The sequence below is a fragment of the Isoptericola sp. NPDC060185 genome (assembly GCF_042728595.1).
GTDB lineage: Bacteria > Actinomycetota > Actinomycetes > Actinomycetales > Cellulomonadaceae > Isoptericola.
On record NZ_JBHWYY010000009.1, the window covers coordinates 75,629 to 95,003 of the forward strand.

General features: G+C 74.2%; 16 protein-coding genes. 9 read left to right on the forward strand and 7 right to left on the reverse strand.

From position 1 onward, the window contains the following. Positions 1-55 precede the first annotated feature (55 nt). The gene (locus ACFWDO_RS05695) at positions 56-1,885 is read left to right on the forward strand and encodes a discoidin domain-containing protein (protein ID WP_380319064.1); all 1,830 of its coding nucleotides are present in this window, start codon (positions 56-58) and stop codon (positions 1,883-1,885) included. Positions 1,886-1,964: 79 nt separating this feature from the next. Continuing rightward, a complete protein-coding gene (locus tag ACFWDO_RS05700) occupies positions 1,965-3,284 on the forward strand; it encodes a threonine/serine exporter family protein (protein WP_380319067.1) in 1,320 nt (439 codons plus the stop codon). Here the strand turns inward: ACFWDO_RS05700 and ACFWDO_RS05705 are convergent. The 5 genes from ACFWDO_RS05705 to ACFWDO_RS05725 all read right to left on the reverse strand — a co-directional run bounded on the left by ACFWDO_RS05705 (position 3,253) and on the right by ACFWDO_RS05725 (position 8,221). Beyond that, on the reverse strand, positions 3,253-4,065 hold the full coding sequence (locus ACFWDO_RS05705) for a CPBP family intramembrane glutamic endopeptidase (RefSeq protein ID WP_380319070.1): 813 nt from the start codon (positions 4,063-4,065) through the stop codon (positions 3,253-3,255). The two genes, ACFWDO_RS05700 and ACFWDO_RS05705, sit on opposite strands and share 32 nt — an antisense overlap. 82 nt (positions 4,066-4,147) lie before the next feature. Further along, a complete protein-coding gene (locus ACFWDO_RS05710; protein ID WP_380319073.1) occupies positions 4,148-4,888 on the reverse strand; it encodes a response regulator in 741 nt (246 codons plus the stop codon). Then, complete coding sequence (locus tag ACFWDO_RS05715; protein ID WP_380319076.1) at positions 4,881-6,053, reverse strand: sensor histidine kinase; 1,173 nt, start codon at positions 6,051-6,053, stop codon at positions 4,881-4,883. The genes ACFWDO_RS05710 and ACFWDO_RS05715 overlap by 8 nt, the downstream gene beginning before the upstream one ends. 65 nt (positions 6,054-6,118) lie before the next feature. Further along, positions 6,119-6,784 carry a Type 1 glutamine amidotransferase-like domain-containing protein gene (locus ACFWDO_RS05720; protein ID WP_380319079.1) on the reverse strand — a complete coding sequence of 222 codons (666 nt, stop codon included), beginning with the start codon at positions 6,782-6,784 and terminating at the stop codon, positions 6,119-6,121. Between the two features lie 72 nt (positions 6,785-6,856). Then, complete coding sequence (locus ACFWDO_RS05725) at positions 6,857-8,221, reverse strand: threonine/serine exporter ThrE family protein (RefSeq protein ID WP_380319082.1); 1,365 nt, start codon at positions 8,219-8,221, stop codon at positions 6,857-6,859. A gap of 172 nt (positions 8,222-8,393) precedes the next feature. On the opposite strand from ACFWDO_RS05725, the gene ACFWDO_RS05730 reads away from it, so the two are divergent. Next, positions 8,394-8,795: a hypothetical protein gene (locus tag ACFWDO_RS05730; RefSeq protein ID WP_380319085.1), complete on the forward strand. Its 402-nt coding sequence runs from the start codon at positions 8,394-8,396 to the stop codon at positions 8,793-8,795. On the opposite strand, the gene ACFWDO_RS05735 is transcribed toward ACFWDO_RS05730, so the two are convergent. Further along, complete coding sequence (locus ACFWDO_RS05735; protein ID WP_380319088.1) at positions 8,770-9,324, reverse strand: hypothetical protein; 555 nt, start codon at positions 9,322-9,324, stop codon at positions 8,770-8,772. The genes ACFWDO_RS05730 and ACFWDO_RS05735 overlap by 26 nt on opposite strands. Before the next feature lie 192 nt (positions 9,325-9,516). Here ACFWDO_RS05735 and ACFWDO_RS05740 point away from each other — a divergent pair, with 192 nt between their 5' ends. The 4 genes from ACFWDO_RS05740 to ACFWDO_RS05755 are packed head-to-tail and all read left to right on the forward strand — an operon-like array spanning position 9,517 to position 15,175. Beyond that, positions 9,517-10,815 (forward strand): ABC transporter substrate-binding protein, encoded by a 1,299-nt coding sequence (locus tag ACFWDO_RS05740; protein WP_380319091.1) that lies wholly within the window; start codon positions 9,517-9,519, stop codon positions 10,813-10,815. Further along, complete coding sequence (locus ACFWDO_RS05745; RefSeq protein ID WP_380319094.1) at positions 10,812-11,753, forward strand: carbohydrate ABC transporter permease; 942 nt, start codon at positions 10,812-10,814, stop codon at positions 11,751-11,753. Before ACFWDO_RS05740 ends, ACFWDO_RS05745 begins: the two co-directional genes overlap by 4 nt. Next, positions 11,750-12,643, forward strand: coding sequence for a carbohydrate ABC transporter permease (locus ACFWDO_RS05750; RefSeq protein WP_380319097.1), 894 nt, complete (start codon positions 11,750-11,752; stop codon positions 12,641-12,643). The genes ACFWDO_RS05745 and ACFWDO_RS05750 overlap by 4 nt, the downstream gene beginning before the upstream one ends. 54 nt (positions 12,644-12,697) lie before the next feature. Then, positions 12,698-15,175, forward strand: coding sequence for a TIM-barrel domain-containing protein (locus ACFWDO_RS05755; protein WP_380319100.1), 2,478 nt, complete (start codon positions 12,698-12,700; stop codon positions 15,173-15,175). Between the two features lie 47 nt (positions 15,176-15,222). On the opposite strand, the gene ACFWDO_RS05760 is transcribed toward ACFWDO_RS05755, so the two are convergent. After that, a complete protein-coding gene (locus ACFWDO_RS05760) occupies positions 15,223-16,254 on the reverse strand; it encodes a LacI family DNA-binding transcriptional regulator (RefSeq protein ID WP_380319103.1) in 1,032 nt (343 codons plus the stop codon). Between the two features lie 54 nt (positions 16,255-16,308). Between ACFWDO_RS05760 and ACFWDO_RS05765 the strand changes: the two genes are divergently transcribed. Both ACFWDO_RS05765 and ACFWDO_RS05770 read left to right on the forward strand, forming a co-directional pair. Further along, the gene (locus tag ACFWDO_RS05765; protein ID WP_380319106.1) at positions 16,309-18,201 is read left to right on the forward strand and encodes a glycoside hydrolase family 2 protein; all 1,893 of its coding nucleotides are present in this window, start codon (positions 16,309-16,311) and stop codon (positions 18,199-18,201) included. After that, positions 18,198-19,364: a trans-sulfuration enzyme family protein gene (locus ACFWDO_RS05770; RefSeq protein WP_380319109.1), complete on the forward strand. Its 1,167-nt coding sequence runs from the start codon at positions 18,198-18,200 to the stop codon at positions 19,362-19,364. Before ACFWDO_RS05765 ends, ACFWDO_RS05770 begins: the two co-directional genes overlap by 4 nt. Positions 19,365-19,375 lie beyond the last annotated feature (11 nt).

Consider the following 19,375-nt stretch of genomic DNA (forward strand, 5'->3'; position numbering starts at 1 on the left):
GCAGAAGTCGCATGGCCGTCGCCGCAGATCGACACCGTCGTCCATCGGAGCACCCATGCAGACCTCATTCGAATCCCCACGCGCGCGTCGCCTCGGCGCCGCACTCACGGGCGGAGCTCTCCTCGCGAGCGCGCTCGCCACGGCCCCGGCGGTCGCCGCACCCGCCACCGTTGCGGCCCTCACGTCGGCCACGACGCCGACCGCGGCAGCGCCGTCGACGTGCGGCGAGGGCGACGGGCTGCCCGACTCCAAGATCTCGATCCAGCTGTACACGCACGTGGGCGAGCTGGGGTATTCCGGGACGCCGTCGGCGGAGACCCTCGACCGGGTGCTCGGGGAGGTGGCGAACGCCGGTTTCACGAACGTCGAGCCGTACAACCACCCGTACTCGATGCCCGTGGACGAGTACCAGGCCATCCTCGACAAGCACGGCCTCGAGGTGTCCAACAGCCACGGCAGCACGGACCGGGACTCGTGGCCGGCGACGGTCGCCAACGCCGTCGCGCTGGGCCAGGACTACATCGGGTCCGGCGGGATGGCGGGCGGCTACGGCACCTACGAGGAGGCCGTCGCGACCGCGCGGTACGCCGACGAGCTCGGCCGCTACGCGCACGAGAACGGCGCGAACAAGCTGGTGCTGCACAACCACCAGAGCGAGTTCACCACGCGGTACCCGGACCCGGAGACGGGCGAGATGGTCAGCGCCTGGCAGGTCATCGAGGAGAACACCGACCCGCGGTACGTCACGTTCGAGCTCGACGTCGGCTGGGCCGCGGACGCCGGCATCGACGTCCCGTCGTGGATCGAGGAGTACGGGGACCGCATCGAGCTCCTGCACGTCAAGGACGCCGTGAACGTGAACGCGGAGGGCGACATGCGCCAGGTCGCGCTCGGTACCGGCGACCTCGATCTCCCGGCGATCATCGCCGCCGCCGAGCCGTACGTGCACTACTACACGTACGAGTGGGACAACGCGCCGTCGTTCGAGACGTCCGCGCAGTCCTACCGGTACCTGCGCTGCTTCCAGTCCGAGGAGCAGGCGGACGAGTGCACCGACGACGGCCAGCAGTCGCTCGCGCTGGGCCGGCCGGTGACGGTGTCCAGCATCGACGACCCGTCGCGCACCGGCGAGATGGCGGTGGACGGCAACGCCGGCACCCGGTGGGGCAGCGGGTGGAGCCAGCCGGAGTGGATCGCCGTGGACCTGGGCGCGTCCTACGACCTGAGCCGCGTCCGGATCGACTGGGAGACGGCGTACGCGTCGGGCTACGAGATCCAGACGTCGCCGGACGGTGAGACCTGGACCACGGTGCGCACCGTGACCGACGGCGACGGCTTCGTCGACGAGCTGGACGTCGCGGGCACGGGCCGGTACGTGCGCCTGCTCGCGACGGAGCGCGCGACGCAGTGGGGTTTCTCGATCTACGAGCTCGAGGTGTTCGGCGCGCCGGCCGGCCAGGCGGCGCCGGAGCCCGTGACCCGCGGGGCTGGCTACTGGTCGTCGGAGTACCGGGAGGTCAAGGACGCGGAGCACACCGCCGACGAGCTGGCCTGCTACCTGTCGACGACGCGCGCGCAGAGCGCCGTGTTCGCCGAGGCGGTCGACCTGGGCACGACGGACGACGCCCTCCAGGTGCTGTGGGCGGCGAACCACGACGCGCAGGTCGACACCCTCGACCGGCAGCTGCTCGCCGCGTGGCTCAACGTCGCCACGGGCGCGCTCGCCCTCGACGACCAGATCGCCCTCGACGACCCGGCCGACGGCGCCGGGACGGTCGGCGACCTGCTGCACGCCACCGAGGCCGCGCGCCTCGCCGAGGGCGCGACGTGGGCCGATCTCGAGGGGTACAAGGACGCGCTGGAGACGGTGAACGCCGCGAGCTGACCGCGACCGGTCGCGGTGACCGGGCCCGGCGAGAAGCCCGGCGAGACACGGGCGCCGCGACCGGGTAGGAATGGCGGTCGTGGGGCGAGGGAGCGGACGCGCGTGGCACGGTGAGAGCCAGGGCACCGGGGGCGCGTACGCCTTCGGGCAGCTGGGTGCGCTGCTGCTGGAGGCGGGCCTGTCGGTCACCGACGTGCGCCTCTCCCTCGAGCGGGCCCAGCGCGAGCAGCCCGACGCGGCGGAGGAACGGCTGCGGTTCGACGTCCTGCCCGACGTCGTCCTCGTCAGCCGGGACGCCACGGGCGAGGTGACCCTCGTGGGGACGCAGGGCGACGACCTGTCGTTCCGGCAGGCCGCGCACGCCGGGCGCCTGGCCCGCGAGGTGGAGTCGGGCGCGGTGCGCGTGGACGGGGCGGCCCACCGCATCGAGGCGATCCGGCGGCTCGCCCGCCCGCACGCGTCGGCCGGGTGGGTGCTCGGCAGCGCGGCCGTCGCGGTGGGGCTCGCCGTCGTCTTCCGGTGCCCCTGGTGGGCGGTCGTGGTCAGCGTGCTCACGGGCGCCCTGGTCGGGATCCTCTCGCTGCTGCTGCGGCGTCTCGACGGCGCCACCGCCGTCGTCCCCTTCCTCGTGGCGCTGGTGTCGACGACGGGGGTGGGCGCGGTGGCGTCGGCGCTCGACCTCGGGCCGGTGCCGCTGTTCGCGGTGTGCGCCCCGGTCGCCGTGCTGGTCCCGGGCGCGCTGGTGACGAACGCGCTGCTGGAGCTCACGGCGTCCGACATCGTGACGGGGGCGGGCCGGCTGGCCTACGGCGTCATCGTGCTCGGCATGATGGCGGTGGGCATCTCCGCGGGCTCCGCGCTCACGGGGCTCACGCTGGACCCGTCGTCGGCCGCGCTGGTCGGGGACGTGCGGTCGACGACGGCGGACGCGGGCGGGTGGCTCGCGATCCCGCCGCAGTGGGCGTCGTGGGCGGGCGTGGTGGTGCTCGCGATCGGCGTCGGCCTCGCGTTCGGGTCGGGGCGCCGCCTCACCGTGCTCAACGTGGGCGTCATGACCTGCACCTTCGCGCTCCTGTCCGTGCTGTCGCCGTGGATCGGGCCGGAGGTCGCGGCGGGCGTGACCGCGGCGCTGCTCTTCGTGACCGCGCGCCTCATCGAGCAGGGGATGGTCGCCCTGCCCAGCGCGGCCACGTTCCAGCCGGCGTTCCTGCTGCTCGTCCCCGGCACGGTGGGCCTCGTCGCGCTGGCGTCCACCGACCTGGGCTCGCTCGAGTCGTCGCTGATGACGTTCGTCAGCCTGTGCCTGGGCGTGAAGATCGGCGCCCTGCTCGCCGACGCGACCGTGCGCGGGCGCCCCGCCGGCGCGGTCACCGACGAGCCCGGCGCAGGAAGCAGGTGATGAGGACGAGGCTGAGGACGACGGGCACGACGGACGCCTCGAGCCCGAAGTCGCCGCCCGTGAGCAGGGCCGGGCCGTGCGGGACGGTGACGAGCAGGCTGGGCGCGACGTGGCCGGACACGGGGATGCCGACGAGCTGCTCGAGGCCGTTCCAGGTGGCGTGCAGCGCGGTGACCAGCCAGAGGCTGCGCCGCCACAGGAACGCGGCGCCCATCAGCCCGCCGGCCTCGACGGCCACGGCCACGGAGCTCCAGACCGTCGCGCCGGGGTTGGCGAGGTGGAGGAGCCCGAAGAGCAGGGCGCTGACGACGAGCGCGGTGCGGGGGCCGCGGAGTGTCTCGACGGCCTGGAGGACCAGCCCCCGGATCATCAGCTCCTCGGTGAGCGCCCCCGCGAGCGCGACGGCGACGAGGCCGGGGAGCGCGCCCAGGCCGGCGGCGCCGTCGAGGGTGAACCGGTAGCCGCCCAGCACCACGATGACCAGGAGCGAGGCGGCGATGAACGCGGCGCCGATGCCGGCCCCGAGACGGACGTCGCGCCACATGCCGCGCAGGGCGATCTCGGGCGTCGGCCGGCGGGCGACGAAGCGCATGACGGCCCAGTAGACGGCGAGCGCGACTCCCGCGCCGAGCAGCGCCGGCACGGGTGGGGCGTCCGCGAGGGCGGACGGGGCGGCGATCGCGAGAAGGCCGACGGCGAGCCAGCCCAGCGGGTGCCGGAGGATGCGGGCGATCCGCGACGAGGACTCCCGGACGGTGCGGTGCGGTGCGGTGGAGGTCATGCCTCGACGCTAGGGACCGGGCGATGCCCGGCGGATCACGGGCGAGAGCGCGATCGGGGTCCCTCGCACGGGGGACGCGGGCTCAGGGGCGGGGCGCCACGAGCCCGCTCCGGTACGCGTGGACGACGGCCTGGACGCGGTCGCGCAGGCCGAGCTTGAGCAGGATGCGCGAGACGTACGTCTTCACGGTCTCGTGGCTGATGACGAGTCGCTCGGCGATCTCGGCGTTGGACAGGCCGTCGGCGATCGCGACCAGCACCTCCCGCTCCCGCGGGGTCAGGGCGGCGACGCCGGGGTCGTCGGTGGCGGCAGGCAGCACGCGCTCGGCGAAGCGCCCCAGCAGCGCCTGCGTGACGGCGGGGGAGAGCAGCGCCTCGCCGGCGGCGACGGTGCGGACCGCGTCGACGAGCTGGGCAGGCCCGGCGTCCTTGAGGAGGAACCCGCTGGCCCCGGCGCGCAGCGCCTCGTAGACCTGCCGGTCCAGGTTGAAGGTGGTCACCACGAGCACCCGCGGCGGGTGCGCGACGCCCGGCCCTCCGACGCCCGGCCCGGCGAGCAGCCGGGTGGCGGCGATGCCGTCGAGCACGGGCATCCGCACGTCCATGACGACCACGTCGGGGTGCAGGCGGGCGGCGAGGTCGACGGCGGTGCGCCCGTCGGCGGCCTCGCCGACCACCTCGATGCCCGGTTGGGCGCCGAGGATCGTGGCGTACCCGATGCGGATGACGGCGTGGTCGTCGACGACGAGGACCCGGATCGGCGCGGTGGGCCCGGGCGCGGCGGGCTCGGGCGCGGGAGGTTCGAGGTCGGTCGGTTCAGGCACGGTCGTCTCCTGCTCGTGGGGCGGGTGGGCGTGCGGGGTCGAGCGGGAGGCTCGCCTCGAGGAGGAAGCCGCCGTCCTCGGCGGGGCCCGCGCGCAGCGTGCCGCCCAGGTGCTCGACCCGCGCGCGCAAGCCGTGGATCCCCCGCCCGGACGACGGGATCCGGGGCAGCACGCCGGGTGTCTGCGCGGCGGACGTGGCCACGGCGAGGCGGGCGTCCGGCCCCGTCCACCGCACCGACACCCAGGCGGCCGCGCCCGGGGCGTGCTTGCGGGCGTTCGTCAGCGCCTCCTGGACGACGCGGTAGGCGGTCAGGCGGAGCTCGTCGGACCCGCGGGGCGTCCCGTGCTCGACCAGCTCGACGTCGAGGCCGGTGCCGCGGGCGGCGTCGGCGAGGTCGGCGATCGACCCGACGGGCGGCCCGGGGGAGGGCTCCTCGGCGCCGAGGACGTCGAGCAGCCGGCGGAGGTCGTCGAGGGCGCGCCGGCCCGCGTCCGCGATCCCCGCCAGCTGAGGGCGGACGGCCCGCTCCTCCGCGGGGAGCAGGAACGCAGCGGCGTCCGCCTGCACCACCATGCCGGTGACGTGATGGCTCACGACGTCGTGGAGCTCGCGGGCCAGCCGGGCGCGCTCCTCGAGGACGGCGGCCCGGGCGGCGAGCTCGGCCCGCGACCGCGCCGACGCCGCGCGGGCCCGCACGAGGTCCCCCACGCCCCACGCCGCGGCCAGGACGAGCCCGAACGTCGCGAGCTCCCACGGCCGTTCCGGCGACCCGAGCGCGGTGAGCACGACGGCGAGGGCGACGAAGGCGACGGCGGCGGCCACCGCGACGGCGACGCGGCCCCGCCGCAGGTATGCCCCGGCCGAGTAGAGCGCGAACAGCAGCCCGAGCCCTGCCGGCGACGGCGCGTACGCCAGGACCTGGGAGAGCGCGAACGTCGTCCCGACCACCGCCAGGCACGCCCCCGGCAGGCGACGCCGGACGGCCAGGGGGAGCGTCTGAGCGAGGACGAGGACGACCCGCCACGCGTCGTCGTCGCGCGTCGGGAGGTCGCCCATCACCATGCCGTACGGGCCGAGCGCGGGGACCAGCGAGACCGCCGCGAAGGCCACCGCGGCGGCGGTGTCCCGGACCCCGGCCGACGCCGGCCTCGCGTGCGACCACACGCGGGCCAGCCTAGAAGGCGCGCGACCGGTGGAGGTCGACCCGTCCGCGCACCGGCCCACGAGAGTCAGGCGAGGCGCTCCCAGTGCCCTTCGGAGACGACCTCGACCTCGCCGTCGACGACGGTGATGGCGGTGTCGTCGTCGACGGCGTAGGCGGCGTTGCCGAGCCCGGCCGCCCACCTGCGGGCTGCGGCGAGGGTGTTGTCCGGCAGCATCGGGTGGTCGAGGTGCGGGAAGATCGAGAAGTCGACGAGGCCGAGCGTGGCGTCGTCCCGCGACGGCGGGATCCACTCGACGAAGTACTCCCCGATGCGCGGCGTCGTCACCATGCTGCCGGCGCTCATCCCCACGTAGACGGTGTCCGTCAGCTGCGGCACGAGGTCCGCGAACCCGGACTCCCGCATCCAGTGGTGCAGGTAGAGGGCGTCGCCGCCCGCCACGAGCAGGACGTCGGCGTCCCGGACGCGGGGCACCCACAGGTCGGCGTCGATGGAGGGCAGGGCGGTCAGCTCGAGCACGCCCACGGACCGCCACCCCAGCCCGGTCATGTCATCGGTGGTGCCGGAGACGAAGCCCCGCACGTGGGGGCCCGGGCCGACGGCGGGGTGCCCGTACAGGGCGGTCGGGATGCACATCGCGGTGCAGTCGGCGACCGGCCGGCCCAGGAGCCGCAGCAGCGCGTCGTGGATGGTCGCGTTCCGTACGCCGGCGGAGGTGAGGAGGAGCCGCACGATGCCTCCCGGGGAGTGTCGGGGTGGACGGACGGTAGACGTCGCAAGGTCGGCGGACTCATCGCCGCGGCCTCAGGTGGGGCGCAGCCGCCACCGGGCGGGAGCCACCGTGTAGATCTGCCGGTACAGCGCGGTGCCGACGAGGACACCCAGCGCGATGGCGACGATCGACCCCGCGATGGTGGTCAGGCTCGTCGTCGCGACGGGGGCGCCGCTCGCGGACTGGGTGAGCCCGATCAGCCCGCTGGCTCCGGGCACGAGCAGCCAGAACGCGGGCAGGAAGCACACGACGGCGGGAGGTGCTCCCTTGACGGTCTGGACGAGGTACGCGCAGAGGGTCAGCGCCGCGGCGCCGAGGAAGGCGCTGAACACGCCGTTCGCCACGGCGGCGCCGGCCACCTGGCCGCCGTAGGCCACGAGCAGCACCAGGGTGAGGAAGGGGAACGAGCGCGGCGGACCGCAGTGGTACAGGAAGATGCCGACCGAGAAGAGCAGCACGCCGATCCACGGCTGGAACGCCCCGAGCGTGGTCGGGGAGGAGGCCAGCGCGGCCGAGCTGGGCACGGCGGTGATCGCCAGCGCCCCCAGGATGCCGAACGCGAGGAACAGCAGCTGGGCCATCCCGGACACGAGTCGGCTGGCGCCGGCCACCATGTCGCCCGCGGCGAGCTCCTGCACCCCCGTGGTGAGGGCGGCCCCGGGCAGCAGGGTGACCAGGGGCGGCACCAGCACCTGGAGCGGTTCGCTCACGACGGCCGTCGACGCGAGCCCGAACACGAGCAGGGCCAGCACGAACGCGGTGACCACGGGCAGCAGCGTGGCCGCGTACGTCCCCGGGCGCACGACCAGCTTCACGGCGCCCACGAGCGCGCCCAGCACCAGCGCGTACAGCACGCTGACGGGGTTGCCGCCGAGGAGCACGAGGCCGAGCCCCGCGGCGGCCAGGCCGTGCCCCGCCGTGCGGACCCACGTCGGGAAGCGCGGCCGCGCGTCCTTGACCGCCCGGAGCCGGTCGACGCCCTCGGACGCGTCGATCCGGCCGGCGACGGCGTCGTCGACGACGGCGTAGAGCTGCGCGGCGCGGTCGAAGCGGACCTCGCCGCCGGCCGACTCCGCGACGTCGAACCGGGTCTCGGTGTCGCCCGGCATCCGGATGAGGATGAGCGTGGGGAACACGAAGAGTGCGGTCTGCGGCGAGCCCAGCGCGACGGCGACGCGCTTGAGCGTGTGCTGGATGTCGGTGGCCGCGGTCCCGACCGTGAGCAGTGCGCCCCCGAGGGCGACGAGGAACTCCTGCAGCCGCTCGGACGCGGCGTCCACCACGGGCTCCGTCTCGAGGGACCGGCGCCGCAGGGAGAACCGCCCGAGGTGGAGGCGGGGGAACCGGTGCGCGGCTGCCCCGCTCGTCTCCGGGGCCTCCTCGTCGTGACCGGTCACCGCGCCTCGCCCTCTCCCGGGTGCCACCTGGATCGCGCTCGCCACACTAGGGCCGGCGCGCGGGTGCGACCACCGGACCGGGCCGCGCCGGATGTCGTCGTGGACCAGGGGCACGGTCCCGGCCCCGGCTACCGTGTTCCTCGGGATCCGTACGACGAGGGGCGGGGACGGCGTGGACGCACGACGGGTGGCCTGGGCGGGGCGCTGGGCGGCGTGCGTCGTGGTGCCGGTGGCCCTGGTGCTGGCGTCGCTGCTCGCCGAGGACTCCTGGCTGACCGCCGGGGCGACCCTGGTCGCGGTGCCCCTCGGGCTGCTCCTCGCCGTGCCCGTCGCGCTGCGCTCCGCCGTGGCCCGGCGTCGCGCGGAGCCGCCGGCGACCGCGCCGTTCGCGGGCGCGACCTTCGCCGTGTGGGCGGGCGGCGCCGCGTTCCTCCTGGCGTTCGCGGTCGGGCGCTCGACGTCCTGGGCGGCTGTGACCGGCCTGGCGCTCCTCGCCCTGGCCTGGGTGGCGCAGCTCGTCACCGCGTGGTCCCGCGCGGCGCCCGAGGTCAGCGTGCCGCGTCGTACGCCGTGATGGTCGCGTCGACGTTCCGGGCCACGCCGAGGACGACGTCGGCGCTCGGCGGCTCGTCGTCGTCGCGGTAGCGGGCGGTCACGCGCACCCACCGGTCGTCGAACAGGAAGGCGGCGTACGTCTCGCCGCTGTCGTCGACGTCCCGGCACACGTACCCGGCGGGCGAGTCGACGGCCGCGCAGTGCTCCGAGCCCTCGGCCGCCTCGGCGAACTCGGACCGCATCTCGTCGCGCTCGGCGTCGTGGGACACGTCCATCGCGAAGACGGTGAGGAGCTGCTCGCTGCCGTTGCTGATCGTGCAGTCGACGCCGTTGCCCTGCCGCCGGACGGGGTCGAGCGCGACCTCGCGGCCGGCCTCGTCCGAGGCCGCGCCGAACGCCGTGGTGGTGAGGTCGCCGGTGACGGTCCGCACCACGTCCTCGTCGAGCAGCCCGCACACCGGCATCGCCTCGTCGGGGGAGCACGCCGTCAGCGGCACGACGGCGGCCGCCGCGACGAGCGTCGCCACGAGCCGGCCTCGACGTCCCATCGGCGTCCCCTCACGTGTCGGTGGGCGGCCCGCACCCGCCGCGCCGCCGGGCCACGATATCCCGCCGCGGGAGCCGCGCCCAGGCGGCGGCGCGGTCTCGCCGGGACGTTTGACGCCGAAATTTACAGCGCTGTATGTTCAGGGCGGCCCGTCGCCGAGACGGGGTGTGATCGTGGTCGAAGGAGACGTCACGTGGGATCGAAGACGACTGCCGGCCCTCCGAGGAGGGTGAGCCGGCGCTCGTTCCTGGCGGGAGCCGCGGGCATGCTCGCGGCCGTCCCGCTGGCGGCGTGCGCCGCACCGGGCGGTGCAGGGAAGCGCACGGAGATCACCTTCTACGAGCAGAAGCAGGAGGTCATCGCCTACTTCGACGACCTGCTGCGGCGCTTCGAGAAGGAGCAGCCGGGGATCCGGGTCGTGCACGACTCGACCACCGCCATCGCGCCGCAGTTCGTGCGCGGCGAGCCGGGCGACGTCGGGTGCTTCAACGACAACCTGGAGCTCGCGCGGTACATCTCGCGCGGCCAGATGAGCGACCTGTCCGGCCTGCCGTCCGCGTCGACGGTGCGGACCGACATCAGCGGGCTCACCGACCAGTACGCGACGTACGCGGGGCGCACCAGCGTGCTGCCGTACTCCCTCGCGGCCGCCGGCGTCATCTACAACAAGGCGATCTTCGCCGAGCACGACCTGCCCGTGCCGACCACGTGGACCCAGTTCGTGGACGTCTGCACGGAGCTGCAGAAGGCCGGCATCACGCCGATCTACGCGACCGACCGCGACACCTGGACGCTCTGGCAGGGCCTGTTCGACTACTCCGTCGGCAGCCTCGTCGACACGGGCGAGTTCTTCGGCCGGATGAAGGAGCTCGGTACGGACGTCGGGCCCGACTCCGACGTGTCGTTCGCGAAGACGCTCGCCGTCCCGATGGAGCGCGCCAAGACGATCTCGTCGTTCTTCAACCCGGACCACGCGGTGCGCGGCTACGCCGACGGCAACCTCGCGTTCGGCCGGGGCAAGGCCGCCATGTACCTCCAGGGGCCGTGGGCGCTGAGCCAGATCGCGATGGTGGACGAGAACCTCGACGTCGGCACGTTCGCGCTGCCGGTGAGCGACAACCCCGACGAGCGGCAGGCCCGGGTCAACATCGACCTCTGCCTCTACATCCCCGTCGGCACCCCGCACCGCGACGAGGCCGTGGAGCTCGTCGAGTTCCTCATGCGGCCCGAGATCCTCAACGGCTACAACGCCGACAACCTCGCGTACTCCACCCTGAAGGACGGCCCGCCGCTGCAGGACGAGCGGCTCGCCGGGCTGCAGGGGTACGTCGACTCGGCCGCCTTCTACCAGGGTGCCGGCACCTTCGTCCCCACCTCGATCCCGCTGGGCAACTACCTCCAGGAAGCGATCCGGTCGGGCAACTTCGACGCGATGCTCGACCAGCTCGACGCCGACTGGCGCCGTCTCGCGGGCCGGGAGGCCACGGTATGACCACCACGACGACCCCCACGACGCCCACGGGCGCGCCGACCCCGGCGCGGCCCGTCGCGACCGCCCGCCGCCGGCGCCACGGCCGCCCGGAAGCCATCGCGTACCTGTTCCTCGTCCCCGCGCTGCTGGTGTTCACCGTCTTCGTGGTGGGCCCGGCGCTGGTCGGCATCTTCTACAGCTTCACCGACTACGTCGGGTTCGGTGACTGGTCGTTCCTCGGCGTGCGCAACTACGTGGCGCTGCTCGGCGACCCCGGCATCCGCAGCGCCTACGGCTTCACCCTGGGCTTCGCGCTCGTGACGGTGGTCGTGGCGCAGGTGATCGCCCTGGTCCTCGCCATCGGCCTGTCCAAGCGCATCCGTTTCGCGGCGGGGCTGCGCGCGATCTTCGTGATCCCGATGGTGGTCTCCGGGATCGTCGTCGCCTACGTCTTCAACTACCTGTTCTCGAACACCCTGCCGGCGTTCGCCACGGCGGTCGGCCTCGACCCGCTGTCCCAGAGCATCCTCGGCAACCCCGACCTGGCGTGGCTCGCCATCGTCGTCGTGTCCGCGTGGCAGACGATCCCGGGTGCCCTGCTCGTGTACACGGCCGGGCTGACGTCGATCCCCGGCGACCTGTACGAGGCGAGCTCGCTGGACGGCGCCGGGCCCTGGCGCCAGTTCCGGTCCATCACCCTCCCGCTGATCGCCGGCTTCGTGCTCATCAACACGATCCTGGGGATCAAGGGGTACCTCGGCGTCTACGACATCATCGTCGGCCTCACCGGCGGCGGGCCCGGCAACGCGACGAGCAGCGTCGCGATGACGATCTTCGGCGGCTTCACGGGCGGCGACTACGCCTACCAGATGGCCAACGCGACGGTCTTCTTCGTGATCACGGTGCTCATCTCGGTGCTCCAGCTCGTCGTCTCCCGTGGAAGGAACATCCGCCTGTGACCGCCACCGCCCCCGCCCTCGCCGGGCGCGCCCCGGCCGCGGGCCGCGACCGTCGCCGGACGCCGCGCGCCGGCCGCCCGAGCTGGCCGCTCACCGTCGCGCTCGCGCTGTGCTCCCTCACGGTGCTCGCCCCGCTGTACGTCACCGTCACGATGGCGTTCAAGACCAGCGGCCAGTCCGTCGACGGGAACGCCTTCGCCCTGCCGGCGCCGTTCAACCCGCAGAGCTTCGTCGAGGCGTGGCAGCTGACCCGCTTCCCCGTGTCGTTCGGGATCTCGGTGGGCGTCGCCGCGCTGACCGTCGCCCTGACGCTGCTCCTGAGCTCGCTCGCCTCGTACGCGATCGTGCGGTACTGGTCGCACCGGTTCTTCCGCTGGTCGTTCGTGTACCTGCTCGCGTCGATGTTCCTGCCGTTCCCCGTGATCGCGCTGACGGAGATCAAGCTCACCGCGCTGACGGGCCTCGACAACCCGCTGGGCGTCGCCATCCTGCACGCCATGTTCCAGCTCGCGTTCAGCGTGCTGCTGTTCTCGGCGTACCTGCGCTCGATCCCGGTCGAGCTGGAGGAGAGCGCCCGGATCGACGGCGCGACGACGTGGCAGGTCTTCTGGCGCATCGTCCTGCCGCTGCTGGGCCCGATGATCGCCACGGTCGGCATCTTCGCGTTCCTCGCGTCGTGGAACGACTTCATGCTGCCGTCGATGATCGTGTCCGACCCGACGCTCCAGGTGCTGCCCGTGGTGCAGAACATCTTCCAGAGCCAGTTCGGCACCAACTACAACGTGGCGTTCGCGTCGTACCTCATGGCGATGGCGCCGACGATCATCGTGTACCTCATCGCCCAGCGGTGGGTCATCAGCGGCATCACCCAGGGCGCCGTGAAGAGCTGACCGGACCGGCACGATCCCCCGAACGCACCACCGCACCACCCGAGGAGCTCCACCGTGACCGACAGCGTGACCGACAGCCTGACCGACAGCCTGACCGACAGTGTGACCGACAGTGTGACCGACAGCGTCGACGGCGTCGGGACGACGCCGGCCCTGCCCACCGTCCGGCCGCTGCCCGGGTCCGCCCCGCGGGCCCGGGCCGGGCAGGAGGTGCGCGGCGCCGGCTGGCGCGTCACCGTCCTGTCCGACAGCCTGTTCCGCGTCGAGTGGTCGCCCGACGGCGTCGTCGAGGACCGGGCGTCGACGTTCGCCGTCCGGCGGGACCTGGGCGAGGCGGAGTTCTCCGCCCGCCCGTTCGGCGACGGCGTCGAGATCACGACCGCGCGTGCCTGGTTGCGGTACGACGGCCGGGAGCCGTCCGCGCACGGCCTCGTCGTGGAGCTGCGCGGCACGGACTCGGGCCGGTGGCGCTACGGCGAGCCGACCCACGACCTGGGCGGCACAGCGCGGACGCTGGACGACGCGGACGGCCGCCTCCCGCTCGAGCCGGGCGTCGTGTCGCCCAACGGCATCGGCGTCGTCGACGACTCGGCGTCGTTCCTGTTCACCGAGGACGGCTGGATCGGCACGCGGGCCGAGGGCGGGCGCGACCTCTACGTCTTCGCCCACGGCCGCGACTACGCCCGCGCCGTGCGCGAGCTGTACGCCGTGTCCGGCGCGCCCACGCGCCTGCCGCGCTGGGCGCTGGGCAACTGGTGGAGCCGGTACCACGCGTACTCGGCGGAGTCGTACCTGGAGCTGATGGACCGGTTCGACGACGAGGACGTCCCGTTCTCCGTCGCCGTCATCGACATGGACTGGCACCGCGTGGGGTCGGTGCCGGAGCGGTTCGGCAACGGCTGGACCGGGTACTCGTGGGAGCCCACGCTCTTCCCCGACCCCGAGGCGTTCCTCGGCGCGCTGCACGCGCGCGGCATGCGCACGACGCTCAACCTGCACCCCGCCGACGGCGTGCGGGCCTTCGAGGACGCGTACCCCGCGGTGGCCGAGGCGATGGGGATCGACCCGGCCTCCGAGGTGCCCGTGTCGTTCGACCTCACCGACCCGGCGTTCCTGCGCGCCTACTTCGACCTGCTGCACCGCCCGCTCGAGGAGCAGGGCGTGGACTTCTGGTGGATCGACTGGCAGCAGGGCGGCACGTCGTCCCTGCCCGGCGTCGACCCGCTGTGGCTGCTCAACCACTTCCACCACCTCGACGCCGCGCGCGACGGCGGCCCGGGCATGACGTTCTCGCGGTACGCGGGGCCGGGCAGCCACCGGTACGCCGTCGGGTTCTCCGGCGACGCCGTCGTGTCCTGGGAGTCGCTCGCGTTCCAGCCGGAGTTCACCGCGACCGCGTCGAACATCGGGTACTGCTGGTGGAGCCACGACATCGGCGGGCACACGCGCGGCGTGCGCGACGACGAGCTCGCGACGCGATGGGTGCAGTACGGCGTGTTCTCGCCGATCATGCGCCTGCACTCCGCGAACAACCCGTTCATCCGCAAGGAGCCGTGGGCGTTCCCCGCCGAGCACCGGCAGGCGATGGGCGACGCGCTGCGCCTGCGCCACCGCCTGGTGCCCTACCTGCACACCATGAACCACGCGGCCGCCGCCGGGACTCCCCTCGTGCGGCCGATGTACCACCTCGAGCCGCGCCGGCACGAGGCGTACGGGGTGCCGAACGAGTACGCCTTCGGCTCCGAGCTGCTGGTCGCGCCAGTCGTGACGCCGCGCAGCCGGGAGTCGCTGCTCGCCCGGACCCGGGCCTGGCTGCCGGCCGGCCGCTGGACGGACGTCTTCACGGGCGCCGTCTACGGGGGAGACCGGCACGTCGACCTGCACCGGCCGATCGAGTCCGTGCCGGTGCTGCTGCGCGACGGCGGGATCCTGCCGCTGGCGGCGCCGTCCGAGCGGGACGCGACCCGCAACCCGGCGGCCCTCGAGGTGCTCGTCGCGCCCGGCGCGTCCGGGCACCTGGACCTGGCCGAGGACGCCGAGGACGACGCCGTGGAGCCGGGCGAGGGCTCCGCGCCCGCCGCCCGGACGGCCCTGACCTGGGACCTCGACCGCCGCGAGCTGACCGTCGGTGCCGTCGCCGGCCGCGCCGACGTGGTGCCCGCCGAGCGCGAGTGGACGGTCACGTTCCTCGCCCTCCTGCCCGCCGGGGAGGTGACGGTGGACGGCGCGGCCGTGCCCGTCGTCGGCACCGACGGCCGGTGGAGCGTCACGTTCACCGCGGCGTCCGCCGCGGGCGCCGTCGTCCGGGTGGGCTCGCCGCTGCGGGTGGGGGTCGACCCCGCCGACGCGGTGCTTGCGGTGCTGGAGCGGGCGCAGGCCGGCAACCCGGAGAAGCTCGCGGCGTGGGAGGTCGTGACCAGCGGCCGGCCGACGGTCGAGCGGCTGGCCGAGCTCGAGGGCGTGGGCCTGCCCGACGACGTCCGCGCCGCCGTCGTCGAGCTCCTCGCGACGGTGACCGACGCCGCCGTGTGACGGAACGCCGGTGACCTGACTGCCCGGTCCTCGCGGAGGGGTACGCCTCAGCGAGGGCCGGGTGCCGCGCCGACGGGCGCGGGCGCGCTCTCCCGCACCACCAGGCTGTGCCCGACGGTGACGAGCCGGCCGGGGGCGTCGGTGCCGTCGACCCGCTCCAGGAGGAGGTCGAGCGTCCGCGCGACGAGCGCCGTCGTGTCCGGGGCGATGCTGGTGATGCTCGGGGTGGTGCTCGCGGTGAGGATCGTGGCGTCCCAGCCGACGATGGCGACGTCGCCGGGGACGTCGAGGCCGTGCAGGCGCAGAGCGCGCAGCGCGCCGATGGCGGCGTGGTCGTCGCGGCACAGCAGGGCGTCCACCCGCAGGCCGCGGTCGAGCGCGGCGCTCAGGCCCTCCTCGGCGCCGAGCGCGTCGCCCGTGCGGCGCGGCACGAGGAGCGCCTCGTCCACCGGGAGCCCGGCCTGCTCGAGCCCCCGGCGGTAGCCCTCCAGCCGCAGGCGGGACGTGTGCGACAGCTCGTCGGTCTCGTGGCCGAGGAAGCCGATGCGTCGCCCCGAGCGGACGAGGTGGGCGACGGCCTCGCCGGCGGCCGCGACGTTGTCCATGGTCACCTGGTCGACGCCGGGGGCCTGGGGTGCCTCGCCGAGCAGAACCATGGGCGTGCCCTGGCCGTGCTCGGCCAGCTCGGCGACGGAGAGCGCCTGCGGGTGCAGGACGATGCCGTCGACGATGCCGGCGTCCCGGTCGCGCAGCACGGCGAGCTCGCCCTCGCGGGTGCCGCCGGTCTCCTCGAGCAGCAGCCGGTAGCCCCGCTGGGCGCAGGCGCGCGCGAACAGGTGCGCGAGCTCGGCGAAGTACGGCCAGCGCAGGTCGGGGAAGGCGAGGGCGAGCATGCTCGACCGCCCGGTCGCGAGGCTCCGCCCGCGGACGTCGGGCCGGTAGCCGAGCTCGTCGATGGCGGCGCGGACCCGCTCGCGCATCGCCGGGCTGACGTGCTGGTAGTCGCGCACGACGTTGGAGACGGTCTTCATCGACACGCCCGCGTGCGTCGCGACGTCCTGGAGCGTCACTCTCTTCACGGGGTTCACCGTAGCGTCGGCCCGACTTCTTTACAGCGCTGTATAGTCGCGGTCGTGACGACGACGACCACGACGACGGCGACCCGCGCCGGCCACGCGCCCGACCAGGCTTCCGGCCAGGCACCCGACCACCTCCCGCTCGCCTCCCGCCAGGACGGCACGTACCCGCGGCCGCAGCTGATGCGGGCCGCGTGGGCGTCGCTCGACGGCACGTGGGAGTTCCGCCACGACGACGCCGACGCCGGCCTCGCCGCGGGCTGGGCCGCGGGCCTGGGGGAGAGCCGCGACATCACCGTGCCGTTCCCGCCGGAGTCGGTCGCGTCGGGCGTCGCCGAGCCCGGCTTCCACCCCGTCGTCTGGTACGCGCGCACGATCCGGCCCGCCGACCTCGAGGCCGCCGGAAGGTCCTCCGCCGCGCCGCGCGTGCTGCTGCACCTCGGCGCCGTCGACCACCGCGCGTCCGTGTGGGTCGACGGCGCGCTCGTCGGCGAGCACGAGGGCGGCCACACCCCGTTCACCCTCGACGTCACCGCCCACGTCGCCGACGACGCCGAGCACCTGCTCGTGGTGCGCGCCGAGGACGACCCGCACGACCTCACCCAGCCCCGCGGCAAGCAGGACTGGCACGAGGAGGCGCACGCCATCTGGTACCGCCGCACCACCGGCATCTGGCAGACCGTGTGGCTCGAGGCCGTGCCCGTCACGAGCGTCGAGCACCTGCGCTGGCTGCCCGTCGGCCCGGCCGCCGTCGACCTCACCGTCCGCCTGCGCGGCCCCGTGCCTGCCGGGACGCGTGTGCGCGTCGCGCTCCGGTTCGACGAGCGGGACGAGGACCTCGGCACCGTCGAGGTCACGACCGTCCGCACGACGTCCGCCGTGGACGTCAGCGTGCCGCTCGCCCGCCAGCGCAACGGCCAGGCCGAGGACGAGCTGACCTGGTCGCCCGAGAAGCCCCGCCTGGTCGACGCCGTCGTGTCCGTGCTCGACGCCGACGGCGCCATGCTCGACGCGGTCTCGTCCTACCTGGGCGTGCGGAGCCTCGGGGTGGGCGACGGCGCGTTCCTGCTCAACGGCTACCCCTACGACGTGCGCTCCGTGCTCAACCAGGGCTACTGGCCCGAGAGCCACCTCGCCGCGCCGTCGGCCGACGCCCTGCGCCGCGAGGCCGAGCTGATCAAGGAGCTCGGGTTCAACGCGTGCCGCATCCACCAGAAGATCGAGGACCCGCGCTTCCTGTACTGGGCGGACCGCCTCGGCATCCTCGTGTGGGGCGAGACCCCCGGCGCGTACGAGTTCTCGCCCGTCGCCGTGCAGCGCCTGACCCGCGAGTGGATGGAGGCCGTCGACCGCGACGTCTCGCACCCGTCGATCGTCACCTGGGTGCCGTTCAACGAGTCGTGGGGCATCCAGCACGTCGTCGACGACCCGGCCCAGCAGGCGTACTCGCGCGCGCTCACCGACCTCACGCGCGCGCTCGACCCGTCGCGGCCGGTGATCTCCAACGACGGCTGGGAGCAGCAGAACACCGACATCATCACGGTGCACGACTACGAGGGGGACGGCGCCGTCCTCGCTCGGCGGTACGCCGACGCCGCGGCCCGGGAGCGCGTCGTGGGCGGTATCGCGCCGTCGGGGCGCAGCCAGATGGTGGGCGGCTGGGCGGACGCCGGGCAGCCCGTCATGCTCACCGAGTTCGGCGGGGTCAACTACCAGCCCGGGGACCAGCGCGCCGACGGCTGGGGGTACACGGCCGCGCAGGACGGCGACGACTGGGTCGCGCGGGTCACGGCGCTGTACGACGCCGTGCGCGCGAGCGGCTTCCTCGCCGGCTCCTGCTGGACGCAGCTCACCGACACCATGCAGGAGACCAACGGCCTGCTCACCGCGGCCCGCGAGCCCAAGGTGCCGGTCGAGCGGATCCGCCGCGCAGTGACGGGCGAACGATGACGGTCGGCCAGCTCGACCGGGAGATCTGCGCCGGGCCGTGGGTGGGCCCGGGCGCCGAGACCGGCGCCGTCGCGCCGCCGGTCTTCCAGACGAGCCTGTTCACCAAGCCCACGTTCGCGGAGTTCGCGCGCCAGCAGGCGGCCGAGCACGAGAACTTCGTCTACAGCCGGGGCACCAACCCCACGGTCGCGTTCCTCGAGCGGCAGCTCGCCCTCCTGGAGCGCGGCGAGGCGGCCAAGTGCTTCGGCTCGGGCATGGGCGCGATCGGTGCCGTGCTGGGCGGGCTGCTGCGCGCCGGCGACCACGTGCTGTTCGTCAACAACGTCTACGGCCCCACGCTCGAGCTCGCCCGACACCTGGAGCGGTTCGGCGTCGAGCACACGGTCGTGACGGACCCGGCCGCCGACCTCGAGGAGCACCTCCGGGACAACACCGCCCTGGTCTACGTGGAGAGCCCGGGCACGATGCTCATGCGGGTCGTGGACCTGCGCGCCCTGACCGCCCTCGCCCGCCGCCGCGGAATCCGCACCGCGATCGACAACACCTGGGCCACGCCGCTGTTCCAGAAGCCGCTCGAGCTGGGCGTCGACCTCGTGATCCACTCGCTCACCAAGTACGTGGGCGGGCACAGCGACGTGACCGGCGGGGCGGTGATCGGCTCGGCCGAGCTGCTCCGCGAGGTCTTCTACCGCGGGCACCAGCTCTTCGGCGCCGTGATGTCGGCGATGGAGGCGTCGCTCGTGCTGCGCGGGCTGCGCACGCTGCCCGTGCGGATGGAGCAGCACCAGGCCAACGCGCTGCGCGTCGTCGAGCACCTGCAGCGGCACGCGGCGGTGGCCGCCGTCCACCACCCCTCCGCCGACCCCGGGCCCGACGACGCCGTCGTGCGCGCCCAGCTCACGGGCTTCTCCGGGCTGCTCAGCCTCGAGCTGCGGGACGGGACGTTCGCCTCCGTGGAGCGCTTCGTCGACGCGCTGCGGGTGTTCCGCATCGGCGTGAGCTGGGGCGGCTACGAGAGCCTCGTCAGCTCGCCCGTGCGGGCGGACAACGCCGACCGGCTGCGGGCCGACGGGCTCTCGACCGGCCTGGTCCGGCTGTCCGTCGGGCTCGAGGGCGCCGACGTCCAGCTCGACGACCTCGACCGGGCGCTCGCGGTGGTCTGAGGCGCCCGGCG

What these genes read in the sequence shown, in the direction of transcription:
- ACFWDO_RS05695 (WP_380319064.1), top strand. Translation starts at nt 56, where the DNA reads ATGCAGACCTCATTCGAATCCCCACGCGCGCGTCGCCTCGGCGCCGCA.
- ACFWDO_RS05705 (WP_380319070.1), bottom strand. Translation starts at nt 4,065, where the DNA reads ATGACCTCCACCGCACCGCACCGCACCGTCCGGGAGTCCTCGTCGCGG.
- ACFWDO_RS05735 (WP_380319088.1), bottom strand. Translation starts at nt 9,324, where the DNA reads ATGGGACGTCGAGGCCGGCTCGTGGCGACGCTCGTCGCGGCGGCCGCC.
- ACFWDO_RS05745 (WP_380319094.1), top strand. Translation starts at nt 10,812, where the DNA reads ATGACCACCACGACGACCCCCACGACGCCCACGGGCGCGCCGACCCCG.
- ACFWDO_RS05770 (WP_380319109.1), top strand. Translation starts at nt 18,198, where the DNA reads ATGACGGTCGGCCAGCTCGACCGGGAGATCTGCGCCGGGCCGTGGGTG.